Origin of the sequence: Streptosporangium sp. DT93, assembly GCF_049844535.1 — a bacterium.
Lineage (GTDB): Bacteria > Actinomycetota > Actinomycetes > Streptosporangiales > Streptosporangiaceae > Streptosporangium.
The window spans coordinates 271,578-297,605 of the sequence record NZ_JBNCLF010000008.1 but is presented as its reverse complement, the minus strand read 5'-3'; the positions used below and the strand labels follow the sequence as shown (position 1 = coordinate 297,605).

Sequence of the window (26,028 nt, the reverse complement as noted above, 5' to 3'; positions counted from 1 at the left end):
ACCCGCACCGACACGCCTCCGCTCGCCGAACACCAGTTCGGTGGCAGACTCTACCGCCTGGAAGCGCGCCGCGCACGGCTCTCGCGGCTCCGCCGGAGTGGCCGGGGCGGCCCCGGCCCCCAGGGGCGCCCCGGGGGCCGGTCAGAGGTGCTGGGTGGCGGGGTCGACGTCCCGGGCGCGGCCGACCCGGTCGCGGAGCCGGTCCAGGCGGGTCATCACCGGCGTGGCCGAGATGCCGTGCACGACCAGGGAGGCCACCACCGTGAAGGCGACCACCGCCCACAGCTCCTCGGCCGGTACGCCGAAGTCGGCCTGGCCGAGGGCGTAGGCGAGGTAGAACAGCGAGCCGATGCCGCGGATGCCGAAGAACGCGGTCGCGATGCGCTCGCGCGGTCCGGCCCTGCCGCCCAGCTCGGCCAGCCATCCGGTCAGCGGGCGGATCACCAGGATCAGCAGCAGGCCGACGGCGGCGCCCCGCCAGGTGAGCGCGTTCAGCCCGCCGAGGGCGACGAAGCCGCCGAGCAGGACGATCAGCCACGCCGTGAACAGCCGCTCGATCTGCTCGATGAAGCCGTGCAGCACCCCGTTGTAGCCGTGGTGGCGCTCGGCGGCCCTGATCGTGCAGGCGGTCACGAACACCGCGATGAAGCCGTACCCGTGTACCAGCTCGGTCAGGCCGTAGGCCAGGAACGTCGCGGCCAGCGCCACGAACCCGTCGCGGTGCTCGGCCAGCCGCAGGTCGGAGACACGGGCGCGGAAGAACAGGCGCCCCAGCAGCTTGCCCATCAGCAGGCCGCCCACCACGCCGGCGCCGCACCGGTAGAGCACGTCGACCAGCGCCCACTCGCCCAGCCAGCCGGCTCCCCCGCTGACGGCCAGCGCGATCGCGGCGTACACCAGGGGGAAGGCCAGGCCGTCGTTGAGACCGGCCTCGGAGGTGAGGGTGAAGCGGACCTCGTCGTCCTTCTCCGAGTCGTCGTCCTTGTCGGGGTCGTCGTCCTTCTTCGAGTCGACGGGCTCCTCCGGGGCCTCGTCCTTGTCCGAGTCGACGGACTCCTCCGGCTCCTCCCGCTTGTCGGGCTTCTCCGACTCATCGGCCTCATCCGACTCGACGGGCTCGCCGACCTGTACGTCGGAGGCGAGGACCGGGTCGGTCGGCGCGAGCACGGCACCCAGCAGCAGCGCCGCCGCCAGCGGCCAGCCGAGCAGGCCGTAGGCGGCGGCGGCCACGCCGAGGACGGTCAGCGGGAGCGTCCAGCCCAGCAGGCGCCAGGTCGAGGACCACGAGCGCCGGCCGAAGGGACGGTTGATGGCCAGCCCGGCGCCCATCAGGGAGATCAACACGCATATCTCGGTGGCGTGCTCGACCAGGGCCCGGTGGGCGATCGGGTCGGCGTCGGGGAGCTCCAGCGGCAGGAGGTACAGGAGCAGGCCGCACAGCAGGCAGGCCAGCGGCAGGGAGAAGGGACGTCGGCTCAGGAGCTGCGGCAGGGTGGCCGCGAGCAGCGCAGCGACGCCCGCCACGGCGAAGATCAGATCAGGATTGCCCATCGTGCGCGTGATATGCCCCTGGCCAGACGGACAAACCTCGCAGGCAATATGAGATCAACCGAAAATCGCCGGGCGGCGGCCGTCAGGCGTCCAGCTTCTCCATGACCTCGTCGGAGACGTCGAAGTTGGCCCAGACGTTCTGGACGTCGTCGCTGTCCTCCAGGGCGTCGATCAGCCTGAAGACCTTGCGGGCGCCGTCCTCGTCGAGCGGGACGTTCAGCGTCGGCATGAACCCGGACTCGGCCGAGTCGTAGTCGATCCCGGCGTCCTGCAGGGCCTTGCGGACCGGGACGAGGTCGGTGGCCTCGGAGACCACCTCGAACTGGTCGCCCAGGTCGTTGACCTCCTCGGCGCCGGCGTCCAGCACCGCCGACAGCACGTCGTCCTCGCCCAGCTCGCCCTTGGGGACGAGCACGACGCCCTTGCGGTTGAACATGTACGACACCGAGCCGGGGTCGGCCAGCGAGCCGCCGTTGCGGGTCAGCGCGACGCGGACCTCGGAGGCGGCGCGGTTGCGGTTGTCGGTCAGGCACTCGATCAGCACGGCGACACCGCCGGGGGCGTACCCCTCGTACATGATGGTCTGCCAGTCGGCGCCGCCGGCCTCCAGGCCGCCGCCGCGCTTGCGGGCGCGCTCGATGTTGTCGATCGGCACCGAGTTCTTGCGCGCCTTGGTGATGGCGTCGTACAGCGTCGGGTTACCGTCGGGGTCGGGGCCGCCCGTCCGTGCCGCCACCTCGATGTTCTTGATGAGCTTGGCGAACAGCTTGCCGCGCTTGGAGTCGAGCGCGGCCTTCTTGTGCTTCGTCGTCGCCCATTTGGAGTGGCCGGACATCGCCTAGAGCTCCCTCACCATCTCAGCGAAATATGAATGCACACCGACATCCCCGGTGATCTCCGGGTGGAAGGACGTGGCGAGCAGCGGTCCCTGACGGACCGCGACGATCCTATCCCCAGGTTCGGCCAGCGCCAGCACTTCGACCTCCGAACCCACGGATTCGACCCAGGGAGCGCGGATGAAGACCGCCCGCATCCCCCCGCGACCGGCGAAGTCGATGTCGGCCTCGAAGGAGTCGACCTGGCGGCCGAAGGCGTTGCGGCGGACGACCATGTCGATGCCGCCGATCGTCTGCTGGCCCTCGATCCCGTCCTCGATCCGGTCGGCCAGCATGATCATGCCGGCGCAGGAGCCGTAGGCGGGCATGCCGGCCTTGATCCGCATGCGGAGCGGCTCCAGCAGCTCGAAGGTCTCGGCGAGCTTCCACATGGTGGTGGACTCCCCGCCCGGCACGACGAGGCCGTCGACCGCCTCCAGCTCCCGGGGGCGCCGCACGGCGACCGCCCGGGCGCCCACCGCCTCCAGGGCGCGCATGTGCTCGCGCACGTCGCCTTGGAGCGCGAACACGCCGATCGTGGGGGCGTTGGTCACCGGTGGTCCTTTCCGGGCGAGTGGGTCCTCCTCAGGGTATGACCCTCGCCCGGATCATCCCAAAACGATTTCTCCCCGCGGAGTCGGCCCCGGCCCGCCGGGGCCCGGCGGGCAGGGGACACGGCCTGCCGGGACCGTCTACCAGCCGCGGTCGGCCAGCCGGTGCGGGGCCGGGATCTCGTCGACGTTGATCCCGACCATGGCCTCGCCCAGGCCGCGGGAGACCTTGGCGATCACGTCGGGGTCGTCGTGGAAGGTGGTGGCCTTGACGATCGCGGAGGCCCGCTCGGCCGGGTTGCCGGACTTGAAGATGCCCGAGCCGACGAACACGCCCTCGGCGCCGAGCTGCATCATCATCGCGGCGTCGGCCGGGGTGGCGATGCCCCCGGCGGTGAACAGCACCACCGGCAGCTTCCCGGCCCTGGCGACCTCGGCGACCAGCTCGTACGGGGCCTGGAGCTCCTTGGCCGCGACGAACAGCTCGTCCTCGGGCAGCGAGGAGAGCCGCTTGATCTCGCCGCGGATCTTGCGCATGTGCATGGTGGCGTTGGAGACGTCGCCGGTGCCGGCCTCGCCCTTGGAGCGGATCATCGCCGCGCCCTCGGTGATGCGGCGCAGCGCCTCGCCCAGGTTGGTGGCGCCGCAGACGAAGGGCACGGTGAAGCGCCACTTGTCGATGTGGTTGGCGTAGTCGGCCGGGGTGAGGACCTCGGACTCGTCGATGTAGTCGACGCCGAGCGACTGCAGGACCTGGGCCTCGACGAAGTGGCCGATGCGGGCCTTGGCCATGACCGGGATCGAGACGGCGGCGATGATGCCGTCGATCATGTCGGGGTCGCTCATCCGGGAGACGCCGCCCTGGGCGCGGATGTCGGCGGGCACCCGCTCGAGGGCCATGACGGCGACGGCGCCGGCGTCCTCGGCGATCTTCGCCTGCTCGGCGTTCACGACGTCCATGATGACGCCGCCCTTGAGCATCTCTGCCATGCCGCGCTTGACCCGGGCGGTTCCGGTGACGGTGGTCTCGCTGACTTCGGGCGTGCTGCTGGACACGGGCTCTACCTCACGACGTCTGCTGCGGGTCACGGGCCGCCCCGGGGGACGGCCGCTGTCGCCTCCATCGTAGGCGCAGGGCGGCCTTTCCCCTCACATGCCACCTTGTCACGCTTGACGCTGCCCGTTGGACATCATGTAAGGGTCGCGGGTCAGGGGATGACGGGTTTGGCCGAGGCCAGCACGACCCAGACCTGGCCGGGGGCGAAGTTCATCGGATCTCCCGCCTCGGTGGTGAAGACGGTGCCCTTCTTCTCCGAGGGCCGCGACCAGCGGGCCTTGAACGCCTGGCCGTCGCGCAGCACCACGGCCCTGCCCTTGCCGGTGGTGTGCACCAGCGGGGTGTAGCTCTGGTTCTTGTCGTGGAACTGCGAGCGCTCGGTCCTGGTGTACTGGACGACGATCGTGGGGGCGCCGAGCTGGCCGCCCTCGGCGGACATGTCCTTCTTGCCGTCCTGCCAGATCAGCCATCTGCCCGCGGGCTCCGACCAGACGAACGCGAAGCGCGCCGCCGGGTAGCGCACGGTGTAGCTCTTGCGCGGCGTGCCCCCTTCGGGGGCGTCGCCGAAGGTGAAGCCGATGTCCTTGGCCCTGGTCGCCTTGGGCGCCCCGGCCAGCAGCCGCCGGGTCTCGGCGAAGAGGTTGTAGGGGGCGAAACGCCCCGGCTGGCGGAAGTACGCGCCCGGCTGGCGGCTGTCGGAGACGTCGAAGAGCGGTGCCTCGGCGATGAAGGGGAGCATCTTGGTCTGCGCGCCCGAGTAGGCGAAGGCGGGCCTGCCGAACTGGGGGACGATGTGCAGGTCGGAGATCCGGGCGCTGCGGACCGGGCCGATCTTGGCCGGGAGTTTCGAGGAGAAGATCGCCATCAGCCGGGTCAGGCCCGCCTCGACCTGCTCGACGTAGACCACGTCCGCGCTCTTCAGGCCGAGCTGCGGCTTGCCGGCGGCGGTGTTCTCGATCTTCACCGCGAGCACGGGCTTTCGGGCCGAGCCCGGCATACCGGTGAAGGGGTGCGTCGGCTCGGGCTCCGGGGCCGGGGTCGGGGCCGCGCTGGGCTCACCGGTCGCGCCCTGGGCGTTGCCCGCAGGGGCGGGCTCGTCGGACGAGCAGGCGGCGGCCGGCGCCAGCAGCGCGACTCCCGCCACCACGACGGTGATCCTCCGGCGCACCCGCACGACGCGTCTCCTCCAGCTAGGCCACTCGGCACGAACGCCAAGAGCCTACCGGTGTCCGACTTGTCAGATACTCCGGTTCATGCACCCCTTAATCGGCATATATGCGCTATTCGGCGGCCAGTGCGGCCGGGGGCGCGTCGTCGATCTCGAAAAAGTCCGGGTACGCGGTGTGCCCGGCCAGCCGGAGCGTGCGGGCCAGCGGGCGGCGCTGCGCCGTACGGGTCACGCCCACCGCGTTGTTGTAGAACCGGCGGGCGTACAGGACCTTCGCCACCGCGGCGCCCAGCTCCTCCAGCAGGTCCGGCCCGGTCCTGGTCCCGGCCAGCCGGTCCCGGAAGCGCTCCTGGTCCACGACCGCCCGCAGGGTGCGCGACAGGTCGCTCTCGGCGTGCTCGCGCTCCTCGGGACCCGCCGTACGGGCCTCGTGGGCGGCGGCGGCCAGCACCAGGCTCGTCGCCGGGTCCAGCATCCGGGAGGCCGCCAGCTCCAGGCTGACGGCCGTCCGCCGCACCAGCGCGGCGTCCAGCGACTCGCGGGCCAGCTCCAGCCGGATGTGCAGCCGGTCCAGCCGGCCTGCCCTCCAGGAGACGTAGACGGCCAGGAGCACGACGAGCGCGACCGCCACCAGGATCGTCGTCGTCACGACCGGCCGTCCCCTTCGGCCGCCGTGCCGACCAGGGCGGCGTTCCCGGCGTTCCCGGCCGTCCCGGCGTTCCCGGCCCCGCCCGAGCCGCCGGCTCCGCCGGCCCCGTTCGCCGTTCCGGCCCCGTCGCCCCCGTCGGCCCCGTCGGCCGCGGAGGCCCGGCCGTCCCGGTCGCCCCGATCGTCGGGGGCGTCCCGGTCGCCGTCGTCGTCCTCCTCGACCCCGGTCGTGCTCGCCGTGCTCGCGACGGTCTCGTAGACCCTCAGCACGTCGCGGGCGACCGTCGACCAGTCGTACTTGCGCACGGCCCGCCGGGCCTCCTGGGAGAGCGTCGCCCGGCGCGCGGGGTCGTCCAGCAGCGCGGCGGCCTCGCGGGCCAGCGACACCGCGTCGCCGGTGGCGAACAGCGCCCCGGCCCTGCCCCCGTCGAGCACCTTGGCGAAGGCCGGGATGTCGCTCGCCAGGATCGCCGCCCCCGCCGACATCGCCTCGGTCAGCACGATGCCGAAGCTCTCCCCGCCCAGGTTGGGCGCGCAGAAGACGTCCACCGTGTGGTAGGCGCGGACCTTGTCCTCCTCGCTGACCATGCCGAGCAGGCCGATCCGGTCGTGGAGGGCGGCCGGGACCCGCTCCAGCACCTCGGCGGCGTCGCCGGGGCCGGCCAGCAGCAGGCGCAGCGCGGGCCGCTCGGCGGCCAGCAGGGCGAACGCCTCCAGCAGCACCGGCAGGCCCTTGCGCGGCTCGTCCATCCGTCCCAGGAAGCCGATCACCTCGCCCTCGTCCCACCCGGGCAGCGGCTCGCCCTCGGCGTAGCGGCCGACCGCCACCCCGTTGGGGATCAGCACGGCGTCGCCGCCCATGAACTCGACCAGCGTCTTCCTGGCCGCGTCGGAGACCGCGATCCTGCCGGTGATCTTCTCCAGCGCGCTCATGATGAGCGGCACCCCGGCCGCGAAGGAGCGGGAGTTGCCGTACGAGGCGTGGAAGGTCGCCACGATCGGCCCCCTGGCCACCCAGCAGGCGAGCAGGCCCAGCGACGGGATGGCCGGCTCGTGCACGTGCAGCACGTCGAACCGGCCCTCGCGCACCCAGCGCCGCACCCGGTTCGCCGACAGGAACCCGAACGACATCCTGGCCACCGACCCGTTGAAGGGCACCGGGATCGCGCGGCCGGCCGAGGTCACGTACGGGGGCAGCGGCGCGTTGTCCGCCGCCGGGGAGATCACCGAGACGTGGTGGCCGTCGGCCATGAGCGCCTCGGCGAGGTCGCGGATGTGCACCTGCACGCCGCCGGGCACGTCCCAGGTGTAGGGGCAGACGATGCCGATCCTCATGCCTTGGGCTCCAGGTCCTCGAGCCACAGGCGCTGCAGCATGTGCCAGTCCTCGGGGTGCTCGGCGATGCCCTTCTCGAAGACGGTGGCCAGGCTCTGCATCGCCGCGGCCACCCTCTCCTTCCTGTCGCCCTCGGCGGGGATCTCGATCTCGTCGTAGAACTGCAGTCCCCAGCCGGACTCGGTGAAGTAGGGCAGGGCCGGGATGAGCGGCGCCCCGGTGTGCACGGCCAGCAGGCCGGGTCCGGCGGGCATGCGGGTGGCCGAGCCGAAGAACTGCACCTCGACCCCCTTGGCGGTCAGGTCCCGCTCGGCCGGCAGCGCCACCGGCAGTCCGGCGCGCAGGCGCTGCGCCAGGGTGCCGAAGGTGTGGCCGTCCCCGCCGGTGAGCGGGAGCACCTCCATGCCCAGGCCCTCGCGGAAGGCGGTGTAGCGGTGGAACAGCGACTCGGGCCTGAGCCGCTCGGCGACCGTGGTGAACGGGTGGCCCGTCTTGGCGAACCACGCGCCGGCCTGGTCCCAGTTGCCGGTGTGCGGCAGGGCCATGACCACTCCCCTGCCCGCGGCGAGGTGCTCGTAGACCGGTTCGGCCCCGGCCACGCTCATCCGGGAGACGATCTCCTCGACGGACATCGAGGGCAGCCGGAACACCTCGTGGAAGTAGCGGAAGTAGGAGCGCATCCCGGCGCGGGAGAGCGCGCGGATCGCCGGATCGCCGGGCGAGGCGCCCTTGACCCTGGCGAGGTTGGCCTCCAGCCTGAGCACGGACTTCCCGCGGCGCCTCCAGAGCAGGTCGGCCGCGGCGCGGAAGGCGGCGGCGGTGAGCCGCTCTGGCAGGCGGGGCACGACCGTCCAGCCGGCGCCGAAGGCGGCCGCGACGAGACGGTCCTGGGGGGAGGGCGTGTCGGTCATCCATCTTTCCGATCAGCGAAGGGTGCGGGGCGAGGCGGAGACGGCCTGCCGGCGCACGTTCAGCAGGCGCTGGACCACGGTGACCGCGCTGGCCACGGCGAGCAGCCACAGCCCCACGGGCAGCACGTACGGCACGCCGAGGCCGCCGAGCCCGGCCGAGACCAGGCCCACGACCAGGCGTTCGGGCCGCTCGGCGAGGCCGACGTCGCACGTCATGCCCAGCGCCTCGGCCCTGGCCTTGATGTAGGAGACCACCGCGCCCGCCACGAGGCAGAACAGCGCCACCCCGGCCAGCACCGGCTGGTCGCTCACGACGAACCACCACGCGAGCGCGGAGAAGATGCCGGCGTCGCCGACCCGGTCGAGGGTGGAGTCGAGGAAGGCGCCCCAGACGCTCCCGGGGCCCGTCATCCTGGCCATCACCCCGTCCAGGAGGTCGGCGAACACGAAGAAGGTGATCACCACCGTGCCGGCGAACAGCTGGCCCCTGGGGTAGAAGAACAGGGCCGCGGCGACCGTTCCCAGGGTGCCCGCGGCGGTGACCGCGTTGGGGCTGACCCCGTGGCGGACGAGCGTACGGCCCAGCGGGGTCAGGACTCGGGTGACGGCGGGGCGCAGGAGTTTCAACATCGCGCTCCGATCGTAGGCCAACCGGCCTGCGGGCGCGCGACGGCCGGGTCGGCGGACGGCCGGCGGACGATCGGCCGACAAGCGGCGTACGGGCGGCGTACGGGCGGCCGGCGGGCGGCCGGCGGGCGGCGGGGCGCGGCCCGCACGCGACCCGCGACCGCGCGTCCCGCGTTCGTCGTTAGCGATTCGATCTTCATCTCGCAAGAGGATCGCCTTATCCCTCTTGTGATATTCGCCACATGGGTATTTGGTGAACAGACCGCGTCCGTCGGCGTACGGGTGCGGCGGCGGACCCCCCGGAGTGCGGTCCCATCGGGCCGCGCTCCTTCGGCAACGACGCGGGAGGCGATGTGGCGGACAGAACGACCGGCGGAGCAGCGGGAGCCGCGGGGAGGGCACCCGCGGCCGACCAGCCGGACATGATTAGAAATGTCGTACTGGTCGGCCATTCCGGCGCCGGGAAGACCACGCTGGTCGAGGCCCTGCTGGAGGCGACGCGGACCGTCTCGCGGCCCGGCCGGGTCGAGGACGGCACCACCGTGAGCGACTTCGACGAGGTCGAGGTGCGCCAGCAGCGCTCGGTGAACCTCACCCTGTCCCCGGTGGTGCACGACAGCATCAAGATCAACCTTCTGGACACGCCCGGCTACGCCGACTTCGTCGGTGACCTGCGCGCCGGGCTGCGTGCGGCCGACGCGGCGCTGTTCGTCGTCCCGGCCACCGACGGCGTGGACGGCCTGACCAGGATGCTCTGGGAGGAGTGCGCCTCGGTCGGGATGCCCCGCGCGGTGGTGATCACCAAGATGGACCACCAGCGGGCCGACTTCGAGTCGGCCCTGGCCGCCTGCCAGGAGGCGTTCGGCGAGGGGGTCTCCCCGCTGTACCTGCCGGTGGTGACCAACGGCAGGGTGAACGGCCTGATCGGGCTGCTGACCCAGAAGTTCTACAACTACGCCACCGGCAGCCGCACCGAGAACGCGCCGGGACCGGCCTACGCCGACCAGATCGAGCTCTACCGGGGCGCCCTGATCGAGGGCGTCATCCAGGAGAGCGAGGACGAGTCCCTGATGAACCGCTACCTCGCCGGCGAGGAGATCGAGACCAAGGCCCTCATCGAGGACCTGGAGAAGGCGGTCGCGCGCGGCGGCTTCTACCCGGTGCTGGCCGCCGGGGCGGGGGTGGGCGCGCTGGAGATCCTGGAGCTCGTCACCCAGGGCTTCCCCTCACCCCTGGAACACCCGCTGCCCGAGGTGACCACGATCGACGGCGCGCCCGTCCCCGGCCTGTCCTGCGACCCCGAGGGCCCGCTGGTCGCCGAGATCGTCAAGACCACCAGCGACCCGTACGTGGGCCGGATCAGCCTGGTCCGCGTCTTCTCCGGCACGCTGCGCCCCGACATGACCGTGCACGTCTCCGGGCACGGCCTGGCCGACCGCGGGCACGAGGACCACGACGTGGACGAGCGCATCGGCGCCCTGTCCTCACCGCTGGGCAAGCTCCAGCGCACCGCTCCCAAGTGCGTGGCCGGGGACATCGCCGCGGTCGCCAAGCTCTCGCGCGCCGAGACCGGCGACACCCTCTCCGAGAAGGAGAACCCGCTGCTGATGACGGCCTGGACGATGCCGGAGCCCCTGCTGCCGGTGGCGATCCAGCCCCGTTCCAAGGCCGACGACGACAAGCTGGGCCAGGCGCTGCAGCGGCTGGTCGCCGAGGATCCGACGCTGCGGCTGGAGAACAACCCCGAGACCCGCCAGCTCGTCCTGTGGTGCCTGGGCGAGGCCCACGCCGACGTGCTGCTCGACCGGCTGAGCAGGCGGCACGGCGTGGAGGTGGAGAAGATCGAGCTGCGGGTGCCGCTGCGGGAGACCTTCGGCGGCACCTGCCAGGCGTTGGGCCGCAACGTCAAGCAGAGCGGCGGTCACGGCCAGTTCGCGGTCTGCCACCTGGAGGTCGAGCCCCTGCCGTCCGGCGGGGGCTTCGAGTTCGTGGACAAGATCGTCGGCGGGGTGGTGCCGCGCCAGTTCATCCCCTCGGTGGAGAAGGGCGTGCGCACCCAGATGCAGCGCGGGGTGGTCGCCGGATATCCCATGGTGGACGTGCGGGTGACCCTCTACGACGGCAAGGCCCACTCGGTCGACTCCTCCGACATGGCCTTCCAGATCGCCGGGGCGCTCGCGCTGAAGGAGGCCGCGGCCAAGGTGCCCACGCTGCTGCTGGAGCCGGTCGACGAGGTCTCCGTGCTGGTCGCCGACGAGCACGTGGGCGCGGTGATGTCCGACCTGTCCTCGCGCCGGGGACGGGTGCTGGGCACCGAGCCGGTGGGCGTGGGCCGCACCCTGGTCAGGGCCGAGGTGCCCGAGCTGGAGATCACCCGCTACTCGATCGACCTGAGGTCGATGTCACACGGTACGGGCACCTTCCGCCGTGTCTTCCTGCGCTACGAGCCGCTCCCCTCGCACCTGGTGGAGAAGGTCACCACCTGAGGCCGCCCGCGAGGCACGCGCCCGGCGGGGGAGACGTCCCGCCGGGCACACGCCTCACCTGCGGCCCTTCCGTAACGGAGTCATCACGAAACGATTTCTTTTTTCTGGCCGGAGCACACCGGCCCGGATGCCAGACTGAGGAATCATGCGAAACGGACGCCCTCTGCTGGCCGCTACCGCACTCGCCGTTCTGACCACCGGCGCCGCCTACACCTTCGGCCCCGACACCGCGCCCGGCCGTCCCAGGAGCGCCGGAAGCGCCGAGAGCGCCCCGGCCCGTACCGGCGCCGGGGACGCCGCCACGGGCGCGGGCGGCACCGACGGCGCGACGACCGCCGCCTCGGCGCGCTGCGACGTGGACCCGAGATACCCCAAGCGCCAGCTGCGCGGGATCTGGATCGCCACGGTCAAGAACATCGACTGGCCCTCGCGGACCGGCCTGCCGGTCGCCCGCCAGCAGGCCGAGTACGTCAGGATCCTCGACAGCGCGGTCAAGCGGCGGTTCAACGCGGTGTTCGTCCAGATCCGCCCCGCCTCCGACGCGCTGTACCGGTCGTCGCTGGAGCCGTGGTCGCAGTACCTGACCGGCGTCGCGGGCAAGGACCCGGGCTGGGACCCGCTCCCCTTCCTCGTGGCCGAGGCCCACCGGCGCGGCCTGGAGTTCCACGCCTGGTTCAACCCCTACCGGGCCTCCTCCGACGGGAACCTGGCCGCGCTGCCCCCAGGCCACCCCGCCCGGCAGCACCCGGGCTGGATCGTCAGGTACAACGGCCTGGCCTACTACAACCCCGGCCTGCCCTCGGTCCGCGAGCACGTCACCAAGGTCGTCACCGACGTGGTGAGCCGCTACGACGTCGACGGCGTCCACTTCGACGACTACTTCTACCCCTACCCCGTCGCGGGCGCCACGTTCGACGACCGCGCCGCCTTCGCCAAGTACGGCAAGGACAGGAAGCTGGCCGCCTGGCGCCGTTCCAACGTCAACACGCTGATCGCCCAGGTCGACAAGGCCGTGCACGCGACCAGGAACAGCGTGAAGTTCGGCGTCAGCCCGTTCGGGATCTGGCGCAACAAGGCCCAGGACCCGACCGGCTCGGCCACCGGCGGCATGTCCGCCTACGACGCGATCTACGCCGACGCCCGGCACTGGATCCGCAAGGGCACGGTCGACTACGTCATCCCGCAGCTGTACTGGCCCCGGGCCTTCGCGGTCGCCGACTACGACGTGCTGATGCCCTGGTGGGCGAACGAGGTCAAGGGCACCGATGTGCAGCTCTACATCGGCCAGGCCCTCTACCAGGTCGGCACCACCGCCACCCCCGCCTGGACCAGGCCCGGCGAGCTGCCCTCCCACCTGCAGCGCAACCGCGCCTACCCGCAGATCTCCGGCGACGTCTACTTCAGCGCCAAGCAGCTCTCCACCAACCCGCTGGGGGTGCTGGACCGCCTCGTCAAGAACCACTACGCGCGCCCGGCGCTGCTGCCCCTGATGAAGGACCGCGGCGGCCGGGCACCGGCCACGCCCGCCGACGTGCGCCTTCAGGGCACCTCGCTCAGCTGGAGGGGGTCGGCGGACGCGCGCTCCTACGCGGTCTACCGGATCGCCTCCGGCAGACCCGGCGAGTGCGCCACCGCCGACGCCCGCAACCTCGTCGCGATCGTCCCGGCCGCCGCCGGGGACCGCCAGGCCTTCACCGCTCCCGGCGGGGGCACCTACCTCGTCACCGCGCTGGACCGGCTGCAGAACGAGAGCGCGCCGGGCGGGACCTGATCCCGTACGGCGCGCCGGCCACCGGCCTGCCGATCGACCGGCGGGCCGGCCCGGGGGCCGGCTGGACCCGGACGCGATCTTCCCCTACGGTGCCAGCCTTGACCGAAGCTGAAGGGGAGGTCGTTCGTGAAGCGGACGCTTGTCGCGTTTGCGGTGGTATTGGGCTTGCTGTGGCCGGGTGCCGCGCACGCCGCCACCACGCAGGCGGACGAACAGGTGGTGCTGATCGGCATCCCCGGCCTGCGGTGGAGCGATCTCGGCCCGGCGGCCACCCCGAACCTGTGGCGGCTGGCCGGCCGCAGCGCCGTCGGCTCGCTGTCGGTGCGCACGGTGGGCCGGACCGCCTGCCCCTACGACGGGTGGCTGACGGTCTCGGCCGGGGTGAGGTCGGCGGTCGGCTACGGCTGCGGGCTGCCGCCGACGCCCGAGCCCTCCGGCACCGGCGCGGTCATCCCCGACTACTCCTACCTGCACGACGTCGCCCGGCAGCGCAACGCGGGCGCCCTCGGCCAGGCCCTGCGCGCCGCGGGGCGGTGCACGCTGGCGATCGGCCCCGGCGCCGCGCTGGCCCTGGCCGACCGGTCGGGCCGGGTCGACGTGTACGCCCCCTCCCCCGCCCAGGCCGACCCCGCCCTGCTGGCCAGGTGCCCGGTGGCCGCCGTCGACATCGACGACCTGATCAGGCCGTACGTGACCGGCGGGCGGCTGTCGGCCGACCCCGAGCCGCTCACGGAGCCGCAGCGGGCGGCCGGGCTGCGGCTGGCCGACACCAGGGCCGGGGCGGTGCTGGGGGCCCTGCCCGAGAACGCGCGCGTGCTGCTGGCGGGCCTGTCCGACCACGCCGGCGACCCGCACCTGCGGGTGGCCATGCTGAGCGGCGGGCAGGCGTCCGGCCGCTTCCTGGGGGCGGCCTCCACCCACCGCGACGACACCACGATCCTGCCGGACATCACCGCGACCGTGCTCTCCCTGGCCGGCGTGGCGACCCCGCAGGAGGTGATCGGGGTGCCCTGGCAGGCGAGCGGGCGGCGCACCGGCGGCGTCGAGGCGGCCAGGCTGGAGCTGGACCGGGCCGACGTGGCCGGGCAGACGATCCGGCAGGCGGGCGGGGTGTTCTTCACCACGGTCGCCGTGCTCCAGGTCGCCTTCTACCTGACCGCCTTCCTGCTGCTGCGCCGCAGGCGCGGCCTCACCGGCATCCGGGTGGCCGCGGTGGCGCTGGCCTCGCTGCCGGTCTCGACGTACCTGGTCAACCTCGTCGGCTGGCACCGCACGGGGACCCCGCTCGTGGCGCTGGTCGGCGGGATCGTCGTCTCGGCGCTGCTGCTGACCGCACTGGCGCTGGCCGGTCCCTGGCGGCGTGCCCCGCTCGGCCCCCTGGCGGTGGTGGCGGGGGCGACCGCGGCGGTCCTGGCGGGCGACCTGCTGACCGGGACGACGTTGCAGCTCAACAGCGTGATGGGCTACAGCGCGGTGGTCGGGGCCCGCTACTACGGGCTGGGCAACATCCCCTTCGCGCTCTTCGCGACCTCGGTGCTGCTGCTGGCGGCCACGATCGCGCACCGGCTGACGCGCGGGGGCCGCACGACCGCCGCGGTCGCCGTGGTGGCGGGGCTGGGGGGGTTCGCGATGATCCTGGGCGGCTGGCCCGGGGTGGGCAGCGACTTCGGCGGCGTGATCGCGTTCGTGCCGGGCATCGCGGTGACCGCGCTGCTGATCGCGGGCAGGCGGGTCTCGATCGTCAAGCTGGGCGCGTTCTGCGTGGCGGGCGGCGTCGTCGTGATGGCCATCGCCTACCTGGACTACCTGCGCCCGCCGGGCTCGCGCACCCACCTGGGACGCTTCGTCGGCCAGGTGTTCACCGGCGAGGCCCTGGAGGTCATCGGCCGCAAGTTCGGCGCGATGATCGGCACCCTGCTCAGCCCCAACCTGATGCCGGTCGTGATCGCCGCCGTGGCCTTCCTGGTGTACGCGCTGCTGCGGCCCGAGCAGGCGACCGCCGGGGTGCTGCCCGCGGCGTTCACGCACTCCCCCGCGCTGCGGGCCGGACTGGTCGGCACGCTGGTCAGCGGCGTGGTCGGCATGCTGGTCAACGACTCGGGCGCCGCGGTGCTGTCCATGGCGCTGGCGCTCGCGGTGCCGCTGACGCTCGCGGTGGGGATCAGGGCCCTGCAGGCCGGAGCCCGCCCCTACGCGGAGGCGGGCCAGGAGCCGGCGAGCAGTTCCCTGGTGTCGCGCAGCAGCTGAGGAAGGACCTTGGTCTGGCCGACCACGGGCATGAAGTTGGTGTCCCCGCCCCACCTGGGCACCACGTGCTGGTGCAGGTGGGCGGCGATACCGGCGCCGGCCACGCCGCCGAGGTTCATGCCCACGTTGAAGCCCTGCGCGCCGCTGGCCTTGCGCAGGGCGACCAGGGCCCGCCGGGTGAAGTCGGCCAGCTCGGCGGTCTCGGGCCCGTCCAGGTCCGTGTAGTCCGGGACGTGCCGGTAGGGGCAGACCATCAGGTGCCCCGAGTTGTACGGGTAGAGGTTGAGCAGCGCGAAGACCGACTCGCCCCGGGCGACGATCAGGCCGTCCTCGTCGCTCATCCGGGGGATCTCGCAGAACGGGCAGCCGTCCTCGGGGCCGGAGCCGGTCGGTTTGCTGGCTCCCTTGATGTAGGCCATCCGGTGAGGAGTCCAGAGTCTCTGGAACGCGTCCGGTGTCCCCGCCCCGTGCTGCGCCTCCGGCTCGTTGCTCATGGCCGCCAGCATATTGCCACGCCCGTCCCGCCGATCCCGCCGGGCTCGGGCCCCGGCCCGCCGGGGCCTCTCCCCGCATGTCACCGTATCGCCGGACGAATAAGGCAGATTTCCGGCAGAATCCCCCTGCACGAGCAACGACAGCCAAGGAGCCCCCATGACCGACGTCTCCGTCGAGCGACCGACCGAGGAGACCGCGTCTCCCTCCGAGGCGAGCGGCAGGCCCGCCCGCCCGTTCTCCCTGAGCCTGTCCCTGTCCACCGTGGAGCCTCCGCTGCCGTCCCTGGGCGAGCCGGCTCCCTCCCCGGAGGGGTCCGCTCCCTCTCCGGAGGGGTACACGCCCTCCCCGGACGAGCCCGGGTCCCTCCGGGACGAGCCCGAGCCCTCCTCGGACGAGGCCGATCTTTTCCGGGAACAGCCGGAGTCCCTGCGGGACGAGCCCGCGACCTTCCGGGACACGCCGGAGTCCTTCGCGGACGAGCCCGTCCTGACCGTGGTCGAGGTGGACCCCTCCCCGGCGCCCTCCCCGTCGGACGGGCCGCTCCCCGCGTCCCCCGCCGAGGACGCGCCCGACCGGCCGGAGCCCGCGCCGCGGCCGATCTCGGTGATCCCCCCGGCTCCGCCCGTGTCCTCCCCGGCGGCCGGGGCCGTGGTGAAGGGCCGGATCAAGGTGGCCGACGAGGTGGTGGAGAAGGTGGCGGCCCTCGCCGCGCTGGAGGTGGCGGGCGTGGCCGAACTCCGCGACGACTCCTCCAGGGCCGCGGAGCCGTCACGCCTCCGCGCCGGTTCCGATTCCGGTTCGGGTTCTGGTTTCGGCTCCGGCTCCGGCTCCGGCGGGACCAGGCGAGGCCCGCGGGGCGTCAGCGCGCACGTCCAGGACCGCACGGCCGCGGTGGACGTGACGATCGTGACCGAGTACGGGCACGTGGTGATGGACGTGGCCAACGAGGTCAAGACCAACGTGGCCCGGACCATCAGCCTGATGCTGGGCATGCGGGTCGTCGAGGTCAACGTCAACGTGGACGACGTCCGCCTGCCCGGCGAGAACGGCTGAGCCGTCCGGAAACGGCCGGGCGGCCTGACGCCGCGTGCGATCCGCGGGGGCCGCGGGTCCCACCGTCACCTGATCGGCCGATGTCCCCCGATCACGTCGGGACGCGGCGCCGGGACGTGTCCCACGAGCGGCGCCGTGCGGCTCACACCTCCGGAAGGGAGGGGTCGGGCCTCCAGGGGTGGGGTGCGGTGACGGCCCAGCGTTCATGGTCGCGCCAGGCCCCGTCGATGTAGAGGTAGGCCGGAGACAGCCCTTCGTAACGGAACCCCAGGCGCCGGGCCAGGGCCAGGGACGCCTCGTTCTCCGGCTGGATGTTGGCCTCCAGCCGGTGGAGCCGCAGGCCGGTGAAGGCGTGCCGCAGGGTGGCGGTGAGGCCGTCGGTCATGTACCCCTGCCCCGCGGACGGGGCGAAGGCCGCGTAGCCGAGGGACGCGCCCTGGTAGCGGCCCCGGATGATCGAGTTGACGTTGACCATGCCGGCGGCCGCGCCGGTCTCCCGGACGCGGATCAGGAAGCCCAGGTTGACGTCGCCGTCGAAGCGACGCATCCAGACCCGGAACTCCTCCGCGGTCGCGGGCAGTTGCATCCACGGCCGGTGCAGATCAGCGCTGGCCCGTACGAGCGAGCAGAACTCGTCCTGGTCGGAGAGGGTGAGCGGGCACAACTCGACCCGTGATGGCATTTCGGACATGGGCCAACGTTAGGGCCTGGTGAGGGCGGCGGATCGCCCGAGTGATCCGTCCGCGGACCAGGACTCCCGGGACGTCGCCGATCGGGCGGGCCCCGGCGGGACGCGGACCCCCGGCGGGACCGGGCGAGGTCTCACCGGGGGCTCTCACCGAGGGCTCTCATCAAGGACGCAGGGGGCCTCAGACCTGGGCGCGGCGCTCGATCGCGCCGACGATCTCCGCGAGCGCCTCGTCGACCGGCACGCCGTTCTTCTGCTCGCCGTTGCGGAAGCGGAAGGAGACCGCGCCGGCCGCGATGTCCTCGTCGCCGGCCAGCAGCATGAAGGGCACCTTGGACTTCTGCGCGTTGCGGATCTTCTTCTGCATCCGGTCGTCGGAGGCGTCCACCTCGATCCTGATCCCCTTGGCGCGGGCCTTGGCCGCGAGCTCCTGGAGGTAGGACACGTGGGCCTCGGCGATCGGGATGCCGACCACCTGGACCGGCGCGAGCCAGGGGGGGAACGCGCCCGCGTAGTGCTCGACCAGGACGCCGAAGAAGCGCTCGATCGAGCCGAACAGCGCCCGGTGGATCATCACGGGCTGCTGCCGGGACCCGTCGGCTGCCTGGAACTCCAGGTCGAAGCGCTGCGGCAGGTTGAAGTCGAGCTGAATCGTCGACATCTGCCAGGTCCTGCCGATCGCGTCCCGGGCCTGGACGGAGATCTTCGGCCCGTAGAAGGCCGCGCCGCCCGGGTCGAGGACCAGCTCCAGCCTCTCCGCCTCGGCGACCTCGCGCAGGGTCTCGGTCGCCTCCTCCCAGTCCTCGTCGCTGCCGACGAACTTGACCGGGTCCTTGGTCGACAGCTCCAGGTAGAAGTCGTCCAGGCCGTAGTCGCGGAGCAGATCCAGCACGAAGCGCAGCAGCGACGTCAGCTCGTCGCGCATCTGCTCGCGGGTGCAGTAGATGTGCGCGTCGTCCTGGGTGAGACCGCGCACCCGGGTCAGGCCGTGGATCACGCCGGACTTCTCGTAGCGGTAGACCGTGCCGAACTCGAACAGCCGCAGCGGCAGCTCACGGTAGGAACGCCCGCGCGCCTTGAAGACCAGGTTGTGCATCGGGCAGTTCATCGGCTTGAGGTAGTACTTGGCGCCTTCCAGCTCCATGGGAGGGAACATGCCGTCGGCGTACCACTCCAGGTGGCCGGAGGTCTCGTACAGCTTCTGCTTGGTGATGTGCGGGGTGTTGACGAAGGAGTACCCGGCCTCCTCGTGGCGTCTGCGCGAGTAGTCCTCCATCGCGCGGCGGATCACGCCGCCCTTGGGGTGGAAGACCGGCAGGCCCGAGCCCAGCTCGTCGGGGAAGGAGAACAGGTCGAGCTCGGCGCCCAGCTTGCGGTGGTCGCGCTTCTCGGCCTCCTCCAGCAGGTGCAGGTACTCGTCCTGCTTCTCGCGCGACTCCCAGGCGGTGCCGTAGATCCGCTGGAGCTGCGGGTTCTTCTCGCTGCCGCGCCAGTAGGCGCCGCCGGAGCGCATCAGCTTGAACGCCGGGATGGAGCGGGTGGTCGGCACGTGCGGGCCGCGGCACAGGTCCTTCCAGCGCAGCTCGCCGCTTTTCGCGTCGAGGTTGTCGTAGATGGTCAGCTCCGCGCCGCCCACCTCGACGCTCTCCTCGTCGGCCGCCCCGCCCTTGAGGCCGATCAGCTCCAGCTTGTACGGCTCGGCGGCGAGCTCGGCGACGGCCTCCTCGTCGGAGACGGGCCTGCGGGAGAAGAGCTGCCCCTGCTTGACGATCTCGCGCATGCGCTTCTCGATGCGCTTGAGGTCCTCGGGGGTGAACGGGTCCTTGACGTCGAAGTCGTAGTAGAAGCCGTTCTCCACCGGCGGGCCGATGCCCAGCCTGGCCTCGGGGAAGATCTCCTGGACGGCCTGGGCCATGACGTGCGCGGCGGAGTGGCGGACGATGGCGCGCCCGTCCGGGCTGCCCGCCTCGACCGGCTCGACCACGTCGCCGGCGGCCACCGGGGCCGCGAGGTCCCTGAGCTCGCCGTTGGCGCGGGCGGCGACGACCGAGCGCCCGTCGGCCTCCAGCGCCTGGCCGTACGTCGTGCCCTCCGCCACCACACGCGCGGTTCCGGCGAGGGTGATCTGAAGTTCTGGCACGGCGGACACGGTTGCTCCCGGGAAGACGTCGTCGGATGTGACGAAAGCTGTAGGGAGTCGATGCTACCGGTGCCGGGGACGCCTTTTCGCGACCCCGCCCGGCCCGCGCGGCCCGCCCTCACGGCACGCCCCGCCCTCACGGCACGCATCGCCCGCGCGGCTCCGCCCCCACGGCACGGCCCGCTCTCGCGGCTCCCCCACGGCACGGCCCGGGTCCGCTCTCGCGGCTCCGTCGGCGGCGCTTGGGGCCGTACCGCCAGCGGAACCCCTCGGGTCTCCCTCGGCGTACCGCGGGCGTGACCGCTCTGGCTAGGCTTGGCCGGTGTGAACGCAGCAGCCCAGACCTCCGGCGCGCACGCGGCCGGCATCGCGACCATCACCTCCGGCGGGACCGTGCTCGACACGTGGTTCCCGTCCCCGCAGCTGGGTGAGCCCCCCTCCCCCGGCACCAGGCGGCTGACCGGGCAGGAGGCCGCCGAGGAGCTCGGCGAGGGGGTCGCCGCCCTGCTCGGCCCCGACGAGGACCGCGGCGTGGAGGTGGTCGCGGTACGGACCGGCATCACCGCGCTGTCGGAGGCCCCCGCCGACGCGCACGACGCCTACCTGCGCCTGCACCTGCTCTCGGCCCGCCTCGTCCGGCCGCACGGCCAGAACCTGGACGGGCTGTTCGGCCTGCTGAGCAACGTCGTGTGGACCAGCCACGGCCCGTGCGCGGTGGAGGACTTCGAGCGGGTACGGCTCCGGCTGCGCGCCCGGGGCCAGGTGACCGTCTACGGCGTGGACAAGTTCCCCCGCATGGTCGACTACGTGGTGCCCACCGGCGTCCGGATCGCCGAGGCCGACCGGGTCCGTCTCGGCGCGCACCTGGCGAGCGGCACGACCGTGATGCACGAGGGGTTCGTCAACTTCAACGCCGGGACGCTCGGCGGCTCCATGGTCGAGGGCCGCATCTCGGCGGGCGTCGTCGTGGGCGACGGCTCGGACGTGGGCGGCGGCGCCTCGATCATGGGCACCCTGTCCGGCGGCGGCAAGCAGGTCATCTCCATCGGGCGGCGCTGCCTGCTGGGCGCCAACAGCGGCATCGGCATCTCCCTGGGCGACGACTGCGTCGTGGAGGCGGGCCTGTACGTGACCGCCGGGACCAAGGTGACCCTGCCCGAGGGGCGTGCGGTCAAGGCCGCCGAGCTCTCCGGCGCCTCGGGCCTGCTGTTCCGGCGCAACTCCACCTCCGGCGCGGTCGAGGTCGTCCCCCGCCAGGGCACGGGCGTGGAGCTCAACAGCGTCCTGCACGCCAACGACTGAGCGACCGCGACGTCGCACGGAACGCCGGGAGGACGCGATGACCGGTCGGCAGACCACCCCGGACGCCGAGGGCGGACGGGGAACGGACGCTGAGAGTGGACGGGGAACGGACGCTGAGAGTGGACGGAGCGCCGAGGGGCGACCGAGGGCGGGCACCGAGGGCGAACGCGGCGCGGACACCGAGGGCGGGCAGAGGGCGGACGCCGAGGAGGGACGCGGCACAGACACCGAGGCCGGGCAGGGAGCCGACGCCGAGGCCGGGCGGGGGGCGGACGCGGCGGCCCGGTTGCTGACCGGGCTGTTCGCGCCGCAGGTGCTGGTGATCGCGCTGCCCCCGCTGGTGGGGCTGATGGCCGACGGCCCGGCCGGAGCGGCCTGGGGGCTGCTGGCCTCGGCCCTGTGCGGCGGCGTGCCGGCCGCGGTGATCCTGGCCGGGGTCCGCTCAGGGCGCCTGGACTCCCATCACCTGGTCGACCGGGCGAGCCGGACCGGGCCGCTGCTGGTGGCGGTCGCCGCGGTGGTCGTCGCGCTGGTGCTGCTGGTCGTGCTGGGAGCCCCCCGGCTGCTGGTGGCCACGGTGACGGCGATGCTCGCCGCGCTCGCGGTGACGGTCCCGATCACCCTCAGGTGGAAGATCTCCTTCCACGCGGCCGTGTCGGCGGGCACGGTGGTGGTGCTCGCCCAGGTGCTGCCCGCCGCGCCCACCCTGGCCGCGGGCGCACTGCTGGTGGCGGCGATCTGCTGGGCGCGGGTCCGGGTGACCCATCACACGCCCGCCCAGGTGGTCGCGGGAGCCGCCGTCGGCACCGGGACGGCCTGGGCCGCGCTGAGCGCCTTCGGCCTCTGAACGGGGCCGGTCCGGCCGCCTACGGAAAAGCCGCCTCACGGCAGGAAGGCCGGGAACCGCGCCGTGTCACGGCGGGTTCCCGGCCGGTCCTCACCTCGCGAAGGACCGCCCCGCGAGCCTTCGCGTCAGAGCAGGCCCTTGAGGAAGTCCCGCGTCCTGCGGTCGCCGGAGGAGTACTCGGCGGCGACGAAGTCGGTGACCCCGGCCTTGGCGAGCGTCTCGATCTGCGCGGACACCGCGTCCTCGTCGCCGACGATCGCCACGTCCCCGGGTCCGGCCGCGCCCTCCCGGTCGAGCACCGCCCGGTACGACGGCAACTGGCCGTAGATCTCGAACCGCTCGGCGGCCAGCGCCCTGGCCGCGTCGACGTCGTCGGTGACGCAGACGGGCAGCGCGCACACGATCCTCGGCGCCGGTCGTCCCGCCGCCTGTGCCGCCTCGGTGACGGCGGGCGCCACGTGCTCGGCCACGGTCTTGGGTCCGGTCATCCACAGCACGGTGCCGTCGGCCACCTCACCGGCCAGCTTGAGCATCCTGGGGGCCAGCGCGGCGATGAGCACGGGCATGTCGTGCGGGGCGGGCGTGCTCAGGCCGAGCTTGCCGGTCAGGGTCTCGCCCTCGAAGTCGGCGCTCTCGCCCCGGACCAGCGGCATCAGGATGGACAGGTACTCGCGCATGTGACGGGCGGGCTTGTCGAAGCTGTAGCCGTACATGCCCTCGATCACGATCTGGTGCGAGAGCCCGATGCCGAGCGCGAGGCGTCCGCCGAGGGCGGCGTTGACGGTGAGGGCCTGCTGGGCCAGGGCCGCCGGGTGGCGCGGGTAGGTCGGGACGACGGCGGTCCCCAGCTCGATGCCGGGCACCTGGCCACCGGCCACGGCCAGCGCGGTCAGGGTGTCGAGGCCGAAGATGTGCGACATCCACAACGAGGAGAAGCCGTCGCCGGCCGCGCGGGCGATGCGCTCCCGCAGTCCTTCGAAGACGTCGGGACCCTTGGGCTCGTTGAGCATCAGTCCGAATCGCATCGCTACCGAACTCCATTCTATTTGGGTTCGCCCAGTGTAGGTCGAGGGCGGCGGCCGCACACCACCCGGCCACGACAACGCCGGGACGGCCCCCTCCCGGGCGGCGCCGGGGAACGCGGCATCCGGGGAGGAGATCACGGAGGGCGCCGGGAGGCAGGGGGCGTCAGGGGAGCTCGGTGAAGCGCTCGACCTTCTCGATCCTGCCGGCGATCACGATCACGTCCCCGTAGCCCAGCACGGTCCCGGCGTCGGCGTAGGTGAACTCCTCGTGCTCGCCCTTCACGCAGACCACGGTCACCCCGTACTTGCGGCGGAGGTTGGACTCGCCCAGGGGCACGCCGACGTACTCGCGGGGAGGGCGGGTCTTGACCAGCGCGTAGTCCCCGTCGATCTCCATGTAGTCGAGCATCCGCCCGTTGAGCAGGTGGGCCAGCCGCTCCCCCATGTCGTGCTCGGGCAGGATCACGTGGTGGGCGCCGACCCGCTCCAGGATGCGGCCGTGGTCGCGGCTGGTCGCCTTGGCCCACACGTCCTCGATCTCCAGCTCGACGAGCAGGGACGTGGTCAGGATGCTGGCCTCCAGGTCGGTGCCGATGGCGACGACCGCCCGGTAGAAGTCGGGCACCCCGATCTGCCGCAGCGCCTCGATGTCGGTGGAGTCGGCCACGACCACGTGGGTGAGCTTGGTCGCCATGCTCTGCACCACCTTGGGACGGTTGTCGATGGCGAGCACCTCGGTCCCCCTGCGGCACAGCTCGATCGCCAGGGAGCCGCCGAAACGGCCGAGCCCGACGACCACCACCGGGTCGTTCCTTCTGTCAGCCAACGACCGTCCTCTTCCGGGGAGCCCGCAGCCGCGGGAATCCGTCCGTCAACGCGAGAAGCCCGGAGGCGGACATCCGCTTCCAGGCTCCCAACCGCGTACCGCTCGGGCCTCAAGACCCGGATTGCCCCGATTCTACCTCAGGAGAACGCCTCCGGATCGTCGTCGTCCTCCTGGGGCTCCCGGCTGAAGCCTCCCTCCCAGGCGTCCTCCCTGGGACCACCGCCGCCGATCTCCTCACCGCCACCGCCGCTCTTCCCGTCACCGCCGGTCTTCCCGTCACCACCGACACCGGCGAGGGTCTCCAGCACCTGCTCGCCGTACTTGGCGAGCTTGTTCTCGCCTATCCCGCTGATCGTGCCGAGCTCCTCCAGGGACGCGGGCAGCCGGGCGGCGATCTCGCGCAGGGTCGCGTCATGGAAGATCACGTACGCGGGCACGCCCTGCTCCTTGGCGGTGGCGCCGCGCCAGGAGCGGAGCAGCTCGAACACGCCGGTCGCCTCCTCGGACAGCTCGACCGGGTCGGCCCGGCGTCCGGTGGCGGTCTTCGCCGCCTTCGCGGCCTTCGCGGCACGGGCCGGCCGCTCCGGCTCGCGCCGGAGCGGGACCTGGCGCCGGCGGCCCAGAACCTCGGCGCTCGCCTCGGTCAGCACCAGCGTGCCGTAGTCGCCCTCGACGGTCAGCAGCCCCTGGGCCAGCAACTGGCGTACCACGCCGCGCCATTCGGCCTCGCTCAGCTCGGTGCCGATGCCGAACACCGTCAGGCCGTCGTGGTCGTGCTGGATGACCTTGGCGGTCTTCTTCCCGAGCAGGATGTCGATGATCTGGCCCGCGCCGAACTTCTGGCGGCGCTCGCGCATGAGGCGGAACACCGTCGAGAGGACCTTCTGCGCGGCGACCGTGCCGTCCCACGCCTCCGGCGGCGACAGGCAGGTGTCGCAGTTGCCGCAGGCGGTGCCCTCCTGGCCGAAGTAGGCCAGCAGGCGCGAGCGGCGGCACTCGACCGCCTCGCAGAGCGCGAGCATGGCGTCCAGGTGGGTGCCCAGGCGGCGGCGGTGGACGTCGTCGCCCTCGGAGGTGTCGATCATCTTGCGCTGCTGGACGACGTCCTGCAGGCCGTAGGCGAGCCAGGCGGTCGAGGGCAGGCCGTCGCGTCCGGCCCTGCCGGTCTCCTGGTAGTAGCCCTCGATGGACTTGGGCAGGTCCAGGTGGGCGACGAACCGCACGTCGGGCTTGTCGATGCCCATGCCGAACGCGATCGTGGCGACCATGACGAGGCCGTCCTCGCGCAGGAACCGCGCCTGGTTGGCGGCCCGCACGCGGGCGTCGAGCCCGGCGTGGTACGGCAGCGCCGGGATGCCGTTCGCCACCAGGAACTCGGCGATCTTCTCGACCGAGTTGCGCGACAGGCAGTAGACGATGCCCGCGTCCCCGGCGTGCTCGGCGCGCAGCAGCTCCAGCAACTGCCGCTTGGGCTCGTTCTTGGGCACGATGCGGTACTGGATGTTGGGGCGGTCGAAGCTGGCCACGAAGTGGCGGGCCCGCTCCAGGTTGAGCCGGGAGGCGATCTCGGCGTGGGTGGCCCTGGTGGCGGTCGCGGTCAGCGCGATGCGCGGCACGTCGGGCCAGCGCTCGTGCAGCGCCGACAGCGCCAGGTAGTCCGGCCTGAAGTCGTGCCCCCACTGGGCCACGCAGTGCGCCTCGTCGATGGCGAACAGCGAGATCACCCCGCTGTCCAGCAGCCGCAGCGTCGCGTCGACCCTCAGCCGCTCCGGGGCCAGGTAGAGCAGGTCCAGCTCACCGGCGAGGAAGGCCGACTCCACCCGGCGGCGCTCGTCGAAGTCCTGGGTGGAGTTGAGGAAGCCGGCCCGTACGCCGAGCGCGGTCAGGGCGTCCACCTGGTCCTGCATGAGCGCGATGAGCGGTGAGATCACCACTCCGACGCCCTTCCGGACCAGCGCGGGGATCTGGTAGCACAGCGACTTGCCGCCGCCGGTCGGCATGAGCACCAGCGCGTCGCCACCGGCCACCACGTGGTCGATGATCTCCTGCTGCCCGGCCCGGAACGTGTCGTAGCCGAAGACGCGTTGCAGGACCCTCGACGCGTCGCTCACCTCGGGGTCGTTCTCGGGGGAGATCATCGAATCAGTGTACGAGGGATCCTCCCCCCGGCGACGAGGAACCCGAGGTGGAACGGCCCCGAAGGCCGGGACCGGACGCGATCGGACGCGCGTTCGCGGTGGGAGCGACCCGGCCGGGCGGAGAAAGCGGGAAGCGCGGCCTGGCCGGGCGGAGAGGCGCGGAGGTGCGACGCGGCCGGACGGGGAGACGCGGGACACGGCCCGGCCGGGACGTGCGGCGGGGGGGGGGGGGGGGGGGGGGCCGGGGGGGGGGGGGGGGGGCCGCCGCGGGGGGGGGCGGGGGGGGG

The 26,028-nt window shown here is 72.6% G+C and carries 20 protein-coding genes and 1 pseudogene; 6 read left to right on the top strand and 15 right to left on the bottom strand.

Features of this window, described 5'->3' with window-relative positions; all coding sequences use genetic code 11:
- Positions 1-141 precede the first annotated feature (141 nt).
- From ACLQ2R_RS20020 to pgsA, 9 genes and pseudogenes are all read right to left on the bottom strand, one after another.
- Positions 142-1,551, bottom strand: coding sequence for a cation:proton antiporter (locus tag ACLQ2R_RS20020; protein WP_425961532.1), 1,410 nt, complete (start codon positions 1,549-1,551; stop codon positions 142-144).
- Positions 1,552-1,633: 82 nt separating this feature from the next.
- On the bottom strand, positions 1,634-2,386 hold the full coding sequence (locus tag ACLQ2R_RS20015) for a YebC/PmpR family DNA-binding transcriptional regulator (RefSeq protein ID WP_362806749.1): 753 nt from the start codon (positions 2,384-2,386) through the stop codon (positions 1,634-1,636).
- 3 nt (positions 2,387-2,389) lie between these two features.
- Positions 2,390-2,980: a pyridoxal 5'-phosphate synthase glutaminase subunit PdxT gene (gene pdxT, locus ACLQ2R_RS20010; protein WP_425961530.1), complete on the bottom strand. Its 591-nt coding sequence runs from the start codon at positions 2,978-2,980 to the stop codon at positions 2,390-2,392.
- 138 nt (positions 2,981-3,118) lie between these two features.
- The gene (pdxS, locus tag ACLQ2R_RS20005) at positions 3,119-4,033 is read right to left on the bottom strand and encodes a pyridoxal 5'-phosphate synthase lyase subunit PdxS (protein WP_425961529.1); all 915 of its coding nucleotides are present in this window, start codon (positions 4,031-4,033) and stop codon (positions 3,119-3,121) included.
- Between the two features lie 152 nt (positions 4,034-4,185).
- Positions 4,186-5,208, bottom strand: coding sequence for a DUF3048 domain-containing protein (locus ACLQ2R_RS20000; protein WP_425961528.1), 1,023 nt, complete (start codon positions 5,206-5,208; stop codon positions 4,186-4,188).
- Positions 5,209-5,314: 106 nt separating this feature from the next.
- On the bottom strand, positions 5,315-5,851 hold the full coding sequence (locus ACLQ2R_RS19995; protein ID WP_425961527.1) for a hypothetical protein: 537 nt from the start codon (positions 5,849-5,851) through the stop codon (positions 5,315-5,317).
- A 209-nt stretch (positions 5,852-6,060) separates the two neighbouring features.
- A pseudogene (locus ACLQ2R_RS19990) lies at positions 6,061-7,185 on the bottom strand (glycosyltransferase family 4 protein); the annotation flags it as partial.
- On the bottom strand, positions 7,182-8,096 hold the full coding sequence (locus tag ACLQ2R_RS19985; protein WP_425961526.1) for a phosphatidylinositol mannoside acyltransferase: 915 nt from the start codon (positions 8,094-8,096) through the stop codon (positions 7,182-7,184). The gene ACLQ2R_RS19985 and the pseudogene ACLQ2R_RS19990, both read right to left, overlap by 4 nt.
- 12 nt (positions 8,097-8,108) lie before the next feature.
- Complete coding sequence (gene pgsA, locus ACLQ2R_RS19980; protein WP_425961524.1) at positions 8,109-8,726, bottom strand: phosphatidylinositol phosphate synthase; 618 nt, start codon at positions 8,724-8,726, stop codon at positions 8,109-8,111.
- A gap of 350 nt (positions 8,727-9,076) precedes the next feature.
- Here pgsA and ACLQ2R_RS19975 point away from each other — a divergent pair, with 350 nt between their 5' ends.
- The 3 genes from ACLQ2R_RS19975 (at position 9,077) to ACLQ2R_RS19965 (ending at position 15,227) form a co-directional block, all read left to right on the top strand.
- Positions 9,077-11,209 carry an elongation factor G-like protein EF-G2 gene (locus ACLQ2R_RS19975; RefSeq protein ID WP_425961523.1) on the top strand — a complete coding sequence of 711 codons (2,133 nt, stop codon included), beginning with the start codon at positions 9,077-9,079 and terminating at the stop codon, positions 11,207-11,209.
- Positions 11,210-11,354: 145 nt separating this feature from the next.
- Entirely contained in the window at positions 11,355-12,980 is a 1,626-nt protein-coding gene (locus ACLQ2R_RS19970) for a glycoside hydrolase family 10 protein (RefSeq protein ID WP_425961522.1), read from the top strand.
- A gap of 165 nt (positions 12,981-13,145) precedes the next feature.
- Positions 13,146-15,227: a hypothetical protein gene (locus ACLQ2R_RS19965; protein ID WP_425961521.1), complete on the top strand. Its 2,082-nt coding sequence runs from the start codon at positions 13,146-13,148 to the stop codon at positions 15,225-15,227.
- On the opposite strand, the gene ACLQ2R_RS19960 is transcribed toward ACLQ2R_RS19965, so the two are convergent.
- The gene (locus tag ACLQ2R_RS19960) at positions 15,170-15,721 is read right to left on the bottom strand and encodes an HIT family protein (protein WP_386242881.1); all 552 of its coding nucleotides are present in this window, start codon (positions 15,719-15,721) and stop codon (positions 15,170-15,172) included. The two genes, ACLQ2R_RS19965 and ACLQ2R_RS19960, sit on opposite strands and share 58 nt — an antisense overlap.
- A gap of 157 nt (positions 15,722-15,878) precedes the next feature.
- Between ACLQ2R_RS19960 and ACLQ2R_RS19955 the strand changes: the two genes are divergently transcribed.
- Positions 15,879-16,775, top strand: coding sequence for an Asp23/Gls24 family envelope stress response protein (locus tag ACLQ2R_RS19955; protein WP_425961520.1), 897 nt, complete (start codon positions 15,879-15,881; stop codon positions 16,773-16,775).
- A 142-nt stretch (positions 16,776-16,917) separates the two neighbouring features.
- Here the strand turns inward: ACLQ2R_RS19955 and ACLQ2R_RS19950 are convergent, their stop codons facing one another.
- Positions 16,918-17,466: a GNAT family N-acetyltransferase gene (locus tag ACLQ2R_RS19950; protein ID WP_425961518.1), complete on the bottom strand. Its 549-nt coding sequence runs from the start codon at positions 17,464-17,466 to the stop codon at positions 16,918-16,920.
- 178 nt (positions 17,467-17,644) lie between these two features.
- Entirely contained in the window at positions 17,645-19,612 is a 1,968-nt protein-coding gene (gene thrS / locus ACLQ2R_RS19945) for a threonine--tRNA ligase (protein ID WP_425961517.1), read from the bottom strand.
- A gap of 315 nt (positions 19,613-19,927) precedes the next feature.
- Between thrS and dapD the strand changes: the two genes are divergently transcribed.
- Positions 19,928-20,905, top strand: a complete 978-nt coding sequence (gene dapD / locus ACLQ2R_RS19940; RefSeq protein ID WP_425961516.1) for a 2,3,4,5-tetrahydropyridine-2,6-dicarboxylate N-succinyltransferase — start codon at positions 19,928-19,930, stop codon at positions 20,903-20,905.
- Between the two features lie 37 nt (positions 20,906-20,942).
- Positions 20,943-21,752: a hypothetical protein gene (locus ACLQ2R_RS19935; RefSeq protein WP_425961515.1), complete on the top strand. Its 810-nt coding sequence runs from the start codon at positions 20,943-20,945 to the stop codon at positions 21,750-21,752.
- Between the two features lie 125 nt (positions 21,753-21,877).
- Here ACLQ2R_RS19935 and ACLQ2R_RS19930 read toward each other — a convergent pair whose 3' ends face one another.
- From ACLQ2R_RS19930 to recQ, 3 genes are all read right to left on the bottom strand, one after another.
- On the bottom strand, positions 21,878-22,777 hold the full coding sequence (locus ACLQ2R_RS19930; protein ID WP_425961514.1) for an LLM class F420-dependent oxidoreductase: 900 nt from the start codon (positions 22,775-22,777) through the stop codon (positions 21,878-21,880).
- Between the two features lie 163 nt (positions 22,778-22,940).
- A complete protein-coding gene (locus ACLQ2R_RS19925) occupies positions 22,941-23,603 on the bottom strand; it encodes a potassium channel family protein (RefSeq protein WP_386242904.1) in 663 nt (220 codons plus the stop codon).
- A 137-nt stretch (positions 23,604-23,740) separates the two neighbouring features.
- Entirely contained in the window at positions 23,741-25,741 is a 2,001-nt protein-coding gene (gene recQ / locus ACLQ2R_RS19920) for a DNA helicase RecQ (RefSeq protein ID WP_425961512.1), read from the bottom strand.
- Positions 25,742-26,028: the final 287 nt, after the last annotated feature.

Excerpts from the sequence above, each read along its gene's own strand:
- ACLQ2R_RS19935 (WP_425961515.1), top strand. The coding sequence starts at position 20,943 with ATGACCGGTCGGCAGACCACCCCGGACGCCGAGGGCGGACGGGGAACG.
- ACLQ2R_RS19950 (WP_425961518.1), bottom strand. The coding sequence starts at position 17,466 with ATGTCCGAAATGCCATCACGGGTCGAGTTGTGCCCGCTCACCCTCTCC.
- recQ (WP_425961512.1), bottom strand. The coding sequence starts at position 25,741 with ATGATCTCCCCCGAGAACGACCCCGAGGTGAGCGACGCGTCGAGGGTC.
- ACLQ2R_RS19960 (WP_386242881.1), bottom strand. The coding sequence starts at position 15,721 with ATGAGCAACGAGCCGGAGGCGCAGCACGGGGCGGGGACACCGGACGCG.
- pgsA (WP_425961524.1), bottom strand. The coding sequence starts at position 8,726 with ATGTTGAAACTCCTGCGCCCCGCCGTCACCCGAGTCCTGACCCCGCTG.
- ACLQ2R_RS19930 (WP_425961514.1), bottom strand. The coding sequence starts at position 22,777 with ATGCGATTCGGACTGATGCTCAACGAGCCCAAGGGTCCCGACGTCTTC.
- ACLQ2R_RS19985 (WP_425961526.1), bottom strand. The coding sequence starts at position 8,096 with ATGACCGACACGCCCTCCCCCCAGGACCGTCTCGTCGCGGCCGCCTTC.
- ACLQ2R_RS19955 (WP_425961520.1), top strand. The coding sequence starts at position 15,879 with ATGACCGACGTCTCCGTCGAGCGACCGACCGAGGAGACCGCGTCTCCC.
- ACLQ2R_RS20015 (WP_362806749.1), bottom strand. The coding sequence starts at position 2,386 with ATGTCCGGCCACTCCAAATGGGCGACGACGAAGCACAAGAAGGCCGCG.
- ACLQ2R_RS19970 (WP_425961522.1), top strand. The coding sequence starts at position 11,355 with ATGCGAAACGGACGCCCTCTGCTGGCCGCTACCGCACTCGCCGTTCTG.
- ACLQ2R_RS20020 (WP_425961532.1), bottom strand. The coding sequence starts at position 1,551 with ATGGGCAATCCTGATCTGATCTTCGCCGTGGCGGGCGTCGCTGCGCTG.